The 398-nt window shown below is 61.8% G+C and carries 1 pseudogene; it reads left to right on the top strand.

Going from position 1 to position 398, the window contains the following annotated elements:
* Window positions 1-97: 97 nt before the first annotated feature.
* A pseudogene (locus tag EOA85_RS37100) lies at window positions 98-398 on the top strand (hypothetical protein); the annotation flags it as partial.

Here is a 398-nt window from a genome sequence, read left to right as displayed (position 1 = left end):
AGCCAGTTAACAAACATGGTGAACCGTTCGTAAACCATTTCTGCCTACGGTCTTCCTGGGGCGGGAACGGACTCGGGTTAGGGGCGTAGCGGACGGCATGGTTGTTTCGCATTTCCTGAAATGGATCTACACGGCCAAGGTTTCGGAGCGCGCCGCTGCGGCAGGCGCTCTGGCTCGCGCCTACATCAATGCCGATCTGCCTTTCGAGGATCGCTGCGCGGCGGAGGCCGCGCTGACGCTGCTGCTCGACGATGCCTCGTCGAAAGTGCGGCTGGCGATTGCAGAATCGCTGTCGATGAGCCATCACGCGCCGCTGCAGATCATCAGCGCGCTGGCGTCAGATCAACCGGAAGTTGCAAGCCTGGTGCTGGCACGTTCGCCGCTGCTCACCGATGCCG

This window comes from Mesorhizobium sp. M5C.F.Ca.IN.020.29.1.1 (assembly GCF_003997375.1).
GTDB classification, from domain to species: Bacteria; Pseudomonadota; Alphaproteobacteria; order Rhizobiales; family Rhizobiaceae; genus Mesorhizobium; species Mesorhizobium wenxiniae.
Note: the sequence above shows the minus strand (reverse complement) of the source record. Positions and strands in the feature narration are given on the sequence as shown.